The following is a 9,245-nucleotide window of genomic DNA, read 5'->3' on the forward strand; positions in this document are numbered from 1 at the left end:
GAGCGCGAGGGCGGCCAGGGCACGAGGCCGGCTACCGGCAGGTCTGGGGGCGGACACGGTTCTCCTTGCGGTTCGGGGGATTCGGGAGGTCGCAAACCCGGAGGTATCGAACCAACCCCAGCGAACCGTGTCGAGAACGCGTGCTGGATTCACGGGGAATTCATCGTGATGTCCCACGACCGTGACGGCGGGCACCCCGCCGGTCCGGCACGTCCGCGGCCCGGACGGGTCACCCGGCTCCCGCGTCCGCGCGGCGGTGGCGGCGGGTCGCCCGCCACCGCTCACGGCCGCTCACATGCCGACGGCGGCCCGAACCTGGTCGAGCAGCGGACGCGCCCGACGGCGCGCCTTCTCAGCGCCCTCCGCGAGGGCGCGGTCGAGCTCGCTGCCAGGCAGCATCAGTTCCTCGTACCGGGCACGGAGATCCCGCAGTTGCTCGTTGAGCACCTCGAAGAGCTGGTTCTTCAGCTCACCCCACCCGACGCCGCCGGCCTCCAACCGCTTCCGCGTCTCCGCCGTGGTGTCGGCGTCGGCGAACTGCTCCAGGATTCGGAAGACGGGCGAGGAGTCGGGGTCCTTCGGTTCCTCGACGGGAACGCTGTCGGTCGGAATGCGCCTGATCAGCTTCTTCAGCTTCGGCTCTGGCAGGAAGAGCGGAATGGTGTTGTCGTAGGACTTGCTCATCTTCCGGCCGTCGGTGCCGGGCAGGGTGCGCCCCGCCTCCGCTTCGGGCACGACCGCCCTGGGCACGTGGAACCGGAACGACGAGCCGTAGTGGTGGTTGAAGGAGCCGGCGATGTCGGCCGCGATCTCCACGTGCTGCGTCTGGTCGCGACCGACCGGCACCAGGTCCGAGTTCATCAACAGGATGTCGGCGGCCATCAGGATCGGGTAGTTGTACAACCCCATGTTGACGCCGGCGTCCAGGTCGTCCCGCCCGGCCTCCGCGTTGCGGTCCCGCATCGCCTTGTAGGCGTGCGCCCGGTTCATCAGCCCCTTGCCGGTCAGGCAGGACAGCACCCAGGCGAGTTCGAAGGTCTCGGGCACGTCCGACTGGCGGTAGAAGACCGTCCGCTCGGTGTCCAGCCCCGCCGCCATCCACGTCGCCGCGACGCTCCGCGTGTACTCACGGACCTTCTCCGGGTCCCGGATCGTGGTGAGCGCGTGGTAGTCGGCGATGAAGTAGATCGAGTCGTGCTCCTCCACCAGCGACAGGGCGGGCCGGATCGCACCGATCAGGTTGCCGATGTGGGGGTCACCGGTCGGCTTGATTCCGGTCAGGGAGACCTTGCGTGCGGGCGCTGCCATGACAGGGCATGTTACCCGGGCAGCCGTGGACGGCACCGCTGGTTTCCCGCCGGCGCCCCGGCCCCGGCGGGACGAGCACCGGCCTCCCCCGCCACCACGCCCGGGAAGAGGGGAGCGGGGAACCGCCGGGCACGCGCCTCCTGCTCCCCGCCGGGTGTCGGTACCCGTACCGGCTCGGTGCATCCTTCCGCCGGACATCTCCACCGCCTCCGGCCAGACCCCCGCCTCCGGCTCGGCGACTCGGGCTGGGCGCCGGTCGCACGGCGGCGGACGGTCCCGTCACCGCGGTGTGCTACTCCCAGCGGGGGGCGCAGTCCGCGCGCACCCGCCCCGGTGCGCCGTTCGTGGCGGGGCCGGCCCACCTCGACCTCACCTGCTCGACCTGCCCACCGGCCACCCGCCGATGCCGACCAGGCCCGAGGAGCCCGCCCGGGTCCTCCTGGCCGCCACCCCGGTGAGGTGGGCGTCCTCACCGCGCCCGGAGCCCCACCGGGGAAGAGGGGCCACGACGCACGAAGGGTGGCCCGCGAGTCGCGGGCCACCCTTGGTGGTTCCGAGTGGAGGTGCCGGGAATTGAACCCGGGTCCTCCGACGCTTCATCAGGACTTCTCCGTGCGCAGTCCGCTGTGCCTCTACTCGGCTCCACCGGTCACGCGAACCTGCCGGTGTGACGAGCCCAGCTACTGTGAGGTGTCCTGCCAGTTCCCGTAGCCAGTCCTAGCAGTTGAGCCTTCTCAATGATGCCGGGGTCCGGGACGAAGGCGTTCCCGGTCCGACAGAGTTAGTCCTCGCTCAGGCGGCGAGGGCGAACTCGGCGCGACTCTTGTTGTCGGCGCTTATTTGTTGTGCGGCGACGCTCGAGGTGGTCTCCCGCCTGCACCTGCACGCTTCCCCTGACTCACCGTCCGGAGTCGAAACCGTTCACCCCCTTGTCGTGACTGCATCCAGCATAACGCCTGAGCCCGCCCGGATCATTCCCGTTTCCGGTGCTCGCCCTCCGACGACCGGGCCCACCAGGCGCCGTGCCCGTCACCCACCATCCCCCAACGCGCCTTGACCGGCAACCGCGCAGGTCAACGGGCCGACGGCGCGAACGTGAGCTACGACACCCCGCGGGGGATCACCACTTGCCCTTGCGGGCCCGGCCCACGGCGCGCTCCATCTCCCGCTCGGCGTCGCGCTTGGCGATGGCCTGCCTCTTGTCGTGGGCCTTCCGCCCCTTGGCCAGCGCCAGCTCGACCTTGACCTTGCCGTCCTTGAAGTACAGGGAGAGCGGCACGAGGCTCAGACCGCTCTCCTTCGTCTTCCCGATCAGCCGCAGGATCTCGGCCTTGTGGAGCAGCAGCTTCCTGGTCCGCCTCGGGGTGTGGTTGGTCCAGGTCCCCTGCGCGTACTCGGGGATGTGCAGCCCGCGGAGCCACACCTCCCCGTCGTCGACGGTGGCGAAGGCGTCCACCAGCGAAGCCCGTCCGGCCCGGAGGCTCTTCACCTCGGTTCCCATCAGGGCGATCCCAGCCTCGTAGCTGTCCAGCACGGAGTAGTCGTGTCGCGCCCGCTTGTTCGACGCGATCACCTTCTGGCCTCGTTCCTTCGCCATGCGATGAACTCTACGGGTCCTCGCAAACCGATTCCCCCGACCGCGGCGCCGGGCACCGCCACTAGTTGCGCACGTAGAGCCGCAGGGTGACGTAGCCCGTGACCGCCGAGACGGCCGCCGCCACCCCGAACAGCACCGGCGAGATGAGCAACACGTCGGCCAGCGACAGCTCGGGGATGATGTTCGCCTCGATCGGCCCCTGCAACACCCGGTCGATGAAGCCGAGCTTCGCCACGACCAGGCCCCCGACCGCCAGCAGCGCACCGATCAGGCCGGCGACCACCGCCTCCAGGAGGAACGGGAGTTGGGTGTACCACCGCGTCGCGCCGACCAACCGCATGATCCCCACCTCCGTCCGCCTCGTGAACGCCGAGACCTGGATGGTGTTGGAGATCAGCAGGAGGGCGGCGATGGCCTGGACCAGCGCGACGGCGAACGTCGCGTTCCGGACACCGCCGAGCAGGTCGAACAACCGGTCCAGGAACTCGGCCTGGTCCACCACCCGGTTCACGCCCGCCTGGCCGCTGAACTCCTCCTCCAGCGCTGCGAACCGCTCCTGGTTCTCCAACTTCACCCGGAACGACGCCGGCAGCGACTCGGGGCGGGTGAGGTCCACCAGCTCGGGCTGACCGGCGAAGATCTGCTGGAACCGCGCGTAGGCCTCCTCCCGGCTCTCGAACACCACCGACTCGACGCCCGCCGCGTTCTGCAGGGAGGACTGGAGGCTGCCACAGGGTTCGTCCGAGCAGGTCGCGTCGCTCTGGCTGACGTCGTCCGTGAGGTGGACGTACACCTCGAGGTGGTCGAGGTAGTTCTCGCCCATCCGGTCGATCATGCGAACGACGAGCAGACCGCCGCCCAGCAGGCCGAGCGAGATTGCGGTCGTGAGGATCATCGCGATGGTCATCGTGACGTTCCGGCGCAAGCCGGTGAGGACCTCGCTGAACACGAAACTGGCGCGCATCGGGGGAAGCGATCCTTGCGAATTCGGGGGAGGAGGGCGGGGTGGTTCAGCCGGGGCCGGAGTTAACGGCCAACGCCGTAGACACCTCGGGAGTCGTCACGAGTCACCTTGCCGAACTGCAGCTCGACCACCCGGCGACGCATGGAGTCGACGATCGAGTGGTCGTGGGTGGCCATGAGGACGGTGGTGCCGGTGCGGTTGATCCGCTCCAGCAGCAACATGATGTCCTGGCTGGTGTCGGGGTCGAGGTTACCGGTGGGTTCGTCCGCCAGGAGGAGGAGCGGCCGGTTCACGAAGGCGCGGGCGATGGCGACCCGCTGCTGCTCGCCACCCGACAACTCGTTTGGCATCCGCTCGGCCTTGCCGTCCAGCCCCACCAGCTGGAGCACCTCGGGCACCACCTTCCGGATGGTGTGCCTCGGCTTGCCGATGACCTCGAGCGCGAACGCGACGTTCTCGGCGACCGTCTTGTTCACCAGCAGCCGGAAGTCCTGGAAGACGCAGCCGATGCGTTGCCGCAGCCGGGGCACCCGTCGCCGGGGCAGCTTCGTCAGATCCCAGTCGGCGACGTGGATCTCGCCCTTGGTCGGTACGTCCTCACGCAGCAACAACCGCAGGAAGGTTGACTTCCCTGACCCGGACGGGCCGATGAGGAACACGAACTCACCCTTGTCGACGCTGACCGAGACGTCCTCCAGGGCCGGGCGCGGTGAGGTCTTGTAGACCTTGGTCACGTGCTCTAGCCGGATCACGGCTGGCCAGTCTACTCACGCCCGTCGCGCCGCCCGGACGCGTCCCGCCCCAGCTCACGACGGTCACCGAGGGTGTCTGACATGCGCGGGGAGTCAGCGGAGCACCGGTGCCGCGCGGGTGGGACGGGAGGGGCCGGCCCCCGGTCAGCTCTCGGACTGCCGGCGCCAGCGGATGCCGGACTCCAGGAACCCGTCGATGTCGCCGTCGAGCACCGCCGTCGGGTTGCCCACCTCGAAGTCGGTCCGGAGGTCCTTGACCATCTGGTAGGGGTGCAGCACGTAGGAACGCATCTGGTTGCCCCAGCTGGAGCCGCCGTCGCCCCGGAGCGCGTCGAGCTTGGCCCGCTCCTCCTGGCGCTGCCGCTCCAGCAGCTTGGCCTGGAGGACGCCCATCGCCGTCGCCCGGTTCTGGAGCTGCGACCGCTCGTTCTGGCAGGACACCACGATCCCGGTGGGCAGGTGGGTGATCCGGACGGCCGAGTCGGTGGTGTTCACGCCCTGGCCACCGGGCCCGGAGGACCGGTAGACGTCGATCCTGAGGTCCTTCTCGTCGATCTCGACGTGGTCGGCCTGTTCGACGACCGGAACGACCTCCACACCCGCGAACGAGGTCTGGCGACGACCCTGGTTGTCGAAGGGCGAGATGCGGACGAGGCGGTGCGTTCCCTGCTCGACGGAGAGGGTGCCGTAGGCGAAGGGAGCGCTGACCCGGAAGGTCGCGGACTTCAGCCCGGCCTCCTCCGCGTAGGAGGTGTCGTAGACGTCGGTCTTGTAGCCGTGGCGCTCCGCCCAGCGCAGGTACATGCGGAGCAGCATCTCGGCGAAGTCGGCCGCGTCGACCCCGCCGGCCTCGGCGCGCAGGGTGACCAGGGCGTCCCGATCGTCGTACTCGCCGGACAGCAGGGTCCGGACCTCCATCGACGCGATGTCCTTGCGCAGCCGCGCCCGCTCGTCGTCGGCCTCGGAGACGGAGCCGGCGTCGGCTTCCTCCTCCGCGAGCTCGTAGAGCACCTCCAGGTCGTCGAGGCGCTGCCTCAGCTCGGAGATGCGACGCAGTTCGCTCTGCTTGTGGGAGAGCTTGCTGGTGACGGTCTGGGCGTGCTCCACGTCGTCCCACAGGCTCGGGGACTCGGCCTGCTTCTCCAGCTCGGCGATCTCGGTGCGCAGGCCGTCCAGGTCCATGACGGCCTCGACGCTGGACAGCGTGGTGGACAGGTCCTTCAGGTCAGCGGCGACGTCGGGGTTCACGAACACGAAGCGTACGCGTTCGGCCGGGACCCGCGCTCAGCCGGGGAGCGGGAGACCGGCGGCCGGGTGCTCCGCACGTCGGCGGTTCCCCGGTCGGACGGCCGAGCCGACCGCCCGGTGGGCGGTCGCGCCCGTACCGGCCCGCCTCCCACCGTGGCGCGGGATCAGTCCGTCGGCACGGTGTCGAGCAGTTTCAGCAGGGCTCGGCTGTGCGCGACCGCGAAGTCGGCGACCGCCTTGGTGTAGGGGTCTTCCGCCGCCTTCGCGTCCTGCTTCGCGGCGTCCAGCCTGGCGGCGGCGTCCGGTCGGGCCGCCTCCACCAGTCCACGTCGCTGCCGGGCCGTGAGCGACCCGGCGTAGGCGAGCCTGAGCACCAACGGGCTCCGGAGGTTGTCCGGCCCGGGTTCGGAGTTCAGCCACGCCTTGAAGGCCCGCTTGCCCGCGGCGGTGATCACGTACTGCTGGCTGGAACGTGGGCCCTGTTTGCCCAGCCGCAAGAGGCCGTTCTGCGCCAGAGCCGGCAGCTCCCGGTAGACCTGGCTCCTGGTGACGCTGAAGAACCCACCAAAGCGTTCGGCGACCGCCGCGACGAGCTGCCCGCCGGTCATGGGACCGTCGTGCAGCAGGCCGAGCAGCGCCGCTGACGTTGAGTTCAACTCGGACACGGCTCCACGGTGCCACGGCACGTCCAGCACGTCCACAATGGCCGAGGTCCGGTCGGGGCCTGTCCGGGCCGCTGCCGTCGACGATGCCCCGAAAGGGTCAGCCGCGGTTCCGCCCGTGGTTCCCCCCGCCTTCCTCCACCCCCGTCACGGAGCCGCCCCGGCCCGAACATCGCCTGGTCAGGGACGCCCACCGGCGCCTACCGGACTTCGCGGGCGCGCGCCAGTCGATCGCCTCCGACTCCCAGCGCCCACTTTCGCGGCCAGGCGGGGAAGGACCACGCGATCGGGCGGAAACCCGGGGCTCGCCGCGCGCGGTCCGGGCGCCCGGCCGAGCATGACGAGGTCCGGCCCCCGGACCGCCCGCAGATTCCCCCGACCGGAGGTAGTCGTCGAATGCACCGCAGCTGGCTGCGCGACAGGGCCGCCGCCCGGAGCGCCGAGGTCCGGAACCAGGTCGTCGAACGCGCCCGCACCCTGCGGACGCGGCTCCTCCCCCCACCCGCCGACGACGCGGAGCGGTGCGGGGTCTGCGGGCGCGCGCTGCGCGGACAGCACCGGCGCTCGGGCACCGAGCGGGCCTGTTCGGCGGCCTGTGCCCGCCGGTGGGCGGAACGCGTGGAGGAGGCCGAGCGGGAGCGGGAGGAACGGGAGGAGGCCGAGCGCGCCGAGCGGCGTGCCTGGGAACGGTGGCGGGCGGTGGTGGCCGAGTCGGGGGAACCGACCTCCTCCTGAGCCGGCCGCCCCACCGGAGGCTCGTCGGACCTCGTCGGACCTGGTCGGACGCCGGGGCGGCCCGGCTGGCCGGCGGCGCCCACGCGGCTGTCCGTTCCACCGGATTGCCGGCGCCCACCGCCGCGACCACACTGGCGAACCGACGAGCCGGGACGGTCCGTCGGCCCAGGCCGGGCGACCCCGGGAGGTGGCATGGCATCGGTGCCGGCAACACGGGTGGCCGCCGGACGGCCGACCGACGTCATCCTGCCGCTGGTCCTGACCGCCCTGATGCTGACGGTGCTGCTGGCGGCCCTGGACCAGACCATCGTCGCCACGGCGCTCCCGACGATCGTCAGCGACCTCGGCGGACTGGACCACCTGTCCTGGGTGGTCACCGCGTACATCCTCGCGTCCACCGCCTCCACCCCGCTGTGGGGCAAGATGGGGGACCAGTACGGCCGCAAAGGCCTGTTCCAGGCCGCGATCGTCGGCTTCCTGGTCGGCTCCGCGCTCTGCGGCCTCGCCCAGACCATGACCCAGCTCATCGCGGCCCGAGCCTTCCAGGGGCTCTTCGGCGGCGGCCTCATCGTGCTCGCGCAGGCGCTGATCGGCGATGTCGTCCCCCCTCGGGAACGCGGCAGGTACCAGGGCGTCTTCGGCGCCGTGTTCGGTCTCGCGTCGGTGGCCGGCCCCCTCCTCGGCGGCCTGTTCGTCGACCACCTCTCCTGGCACTGGGTGTTCTACGTCAACCTGCCACTGGGCCTGGTGGCGCTGACCGTCGTCGCCGCCGTGCTCCCCAGGAGCACGCACACCGAACGCCACCGGATCGACTACCTCGGCACCGCGCTGCTCGCGGGAGCGGCGGTGTCCCTGGTGCTGCTCACCACCTGGGGCGGAACGACCTACCCGTGGAGCTCACCGGTGGTCCTGGGCCTGGGGGTCGCGGCGGTGGTCCTCCTGGTGCTGTGGGGCCTGACCGCCCGGCGGACGGCCGAGCCGGTGCTCCCGCCGCGCCTCTTCCGCGATCCGGTGTTCCCCGTCGCCGGGGCGATGGCCTTCGTCGTCGGCTTCGCGCTGTTCGGCACGGTGACCTACCTGCCGTTGTTCCTCCAGATCGTGCACTCCGTATCCCCCACTCTCTCGGGGGTGCACCTGCTCCCGATGGTCCTCGGGATCTTCGTGACCTCCGTCGGGAGCGGAAACCTGATCAGCCGGACCGGCCGGTACAAGGTGTTCCCGATCATCGGCACCGCCCTCATCACGGTGGCGATGCTGCTGCTCAGCACCATGGACCAGCACACCTCCACCCTCGTCATGTCGCTGTACTTCGGGCTGCTCGGCGCCGGGCTCGGCTGTGTGCTCCAGGTCCTGGTGACGGCGGTGCAGAACAGCGTCGACTACGCCGATCTGGGGACCGCGACCTCGGGCAACACGTTCCTCCGCATGATCGGCGGTTCCTTCGGGGTCGCGACGTTCGGCGCGGTGTTCGCCAACGGGCTCAACCCCCGGCTCGCCGAGCGCGGTGGGGACCTGCCGCTGCCGCCCGGCGTCGACCCGGCGACGCTGGAGAACGACCCGGAGGCCGTGCGACAGCTGCCACCCGAGCTGGCGAGCTCCTTCATCGACGTCTACGTCGACGCCCTCAGCCCGGTGTTCCTGATGGCGGCCCCCGTCGCGGCGGTCGCGTTCCTCCTGAGCCTGTTCCTCCGGGAGGTCCCGCTCCGCGACTCGGTGCGGGGCGGCCAGCCGGGCACCCGGTTCGGGGCGGCGCCGAGCGCGCGGGAGTCGCGGGAGGAACTGCGGCTGGCCATCTCCCGGTACGCCGACCGGGACATGCGGCACGACTACTACCGTCGGCTCGCCTCGGCGGCGGGGGTCGGGCTGAGCCCGGCGTCCTGCTGGATCGTGGCGAACCTCGAGCGGGAGGGGCCGAGCACCCGCGCGTGGCTGGCCGCCCGGGCCGGGGTGGCGCCGGGAACGGGCGCCCCGTACGTGAC

9 protein-coding genes and 1 other RNA gene are annotated in these 9,245 nt (G+C 71.0%); 2 read left to right on the forward strand and 8 right to left on the reverse strand.

Annotation, left to right across the window (positions count from 1 at the left end):
• Positions 1 to 291 precede the first annotated feature (291 nt).
• From ACTIDRAF_RS0216950 to ACTIDRAF_RS0216975, 8 genes are all read right to left on the reverse strand, one after another.
• Positions 292 to 1,308, reverse strand: coding sequence for a tryptophan--tRNA ligase (locus ACTIDRAF_RS0216950; protein ID WP_016699918.1), 1,017 nt, complete (start codon positions 1,306 to 1,308; stop codon positions 292 to 294).
• Between the two features lie 369 nt (positions 1,309 to 1,677).
• Positions 1,678 to 1,815, reverse strand: a complete 138-nt coding sequence (locus ACTIDRAF_RS33895; RefSeq protein ID WP_157163089.1) for a hypothetical protein — start codon at positions 1,813 to 1,815, stop codon at positions 1,678 to 1,680.
• 48 nt (positions 1,816 to 1,863) lie between these two features.
• Positions 1,864 to 2,237, reverse strand: a transfer-messenger RNA (tmRNA) gene (gene ssrA, locus ACTIDRAF_RS32945).
• A 191-nt stretch (positions 2,238 to 2,428) separates the two neighbouring features.
• Positions 2,429 to 2,905 carry an SsrA-binding protein SmpB gene (gene smpB, locus ACTIDRAF_RS0216955; protein WP_016699919.1) on the reverse strand — a complete coding sequence of 159 codons (477 nt, stop codon included), beginning with the start codon at positions 2,903 to 2,905 and terminating at the stop codon, positions 2,429 to 2,431.
• A 61-nt stretch (positions 2,906 to 2,966) separates the two neighbouring features.
• Positions 2,967 to 3,869, reverse strand: coding sequence for a permease-like cell division protein FtsX (gene ftsX / locus ACTIDRAF_RS0216960; RefSeq protein ID WP_016699921.1), 903 nt, complete (start codon positions 3,867 to 3,869; stop codon positions 2,967 to 2,969).
• Positions 3,870 to 3,931: 62 nt separating this feature from the next.
• The gene (gene ftsE, locus ACTIDRAF_RS0216965) at positions 3,932 to 4,621 is read right to left on the reverse strand and encodes a cell division ATP-binding protein FtsE (protein ID WP_026066196.1); all 690 of its coding nucleotides are present in this window, start codon (positions 4,619 to 4,621) and stop codon (positions 3,932 to 3,934) included.
• A gap of 144 nt (positions 4,622 to 4,765) precedes the next feature.
• The gene (prfB, locus tag ACTIDRAF_RS0216970) at positions 4,766 to 5,869 is read right to left on the reverse strand and encodes a peptide chain release factor 2 (protein ID WP_026066197.1); all 1,104 of its coding nucleotides are present in this window, start codon (positions 5,867 to 5,869) and stop codon (positions 4,766 to 4,768) included.
• Positions 5,870 to 6,033: 164 nt separating this feature from the next.
• Positions 6,034 to 6,534 carry a PadR family transcriptional regulator gene (locus ACTIDRAF_RS0216975; protein ID WP_026066198.1) on the reverse strand — a complete coding sequence of 167 codons (501 nt, stop codon included), beginning with the start codon at positions 6,532 to 6,534 and terminating at the stop codon, positions 6,034 to 6,036.
• A gap of 393 nt (positions 6,535 to 6,927) precedes the next feature.
• Here ACTIDRAF_RS0216975 and ACTIDRAF_RS29405 point away from each other — a divergent pair, with 393 nt between their 5' ends.
• Together ACTIDRAF_RS29405 and ACTIDRAF_RS0216985 are read left to right on the forward strand one after the other, a co-directional pair.
• A complete protein-coding gene (locus ACTIDRAF_RS29405) occupies positions 6,928 to 7,266 on the forward strand; it encodes a hypothetical protein (RefSeq protein ID WP_016699925.1) in 339 nt (112 codons plus the stop codon).
• Positions 7,267 to 7,458: 192 nt separating this feature from the next.
• Positions 7,459 to 9,245, forward strand: a 1,787-nt coding sequence (locus ACTIDRAF_RS0216985; RefSeq protein WP_083886402.1) for an MDR family MFS transporter, incomplete at its 3' end; no start/stop codon positions are given.

Origin of the sequence: Actinoalloteichus spitiensis RMV-1378 (genome assembly GCF_000239155.1) — a bacterium.
GTDB classification, from domain to species: domain Bacteria; phylum Actinomycetota; class Actinomycetes; order Mycobacteriales; family Pseudonocardiaceae; genus Actinoalloteichus_B; species Actinoalloteichus_B spitiensis.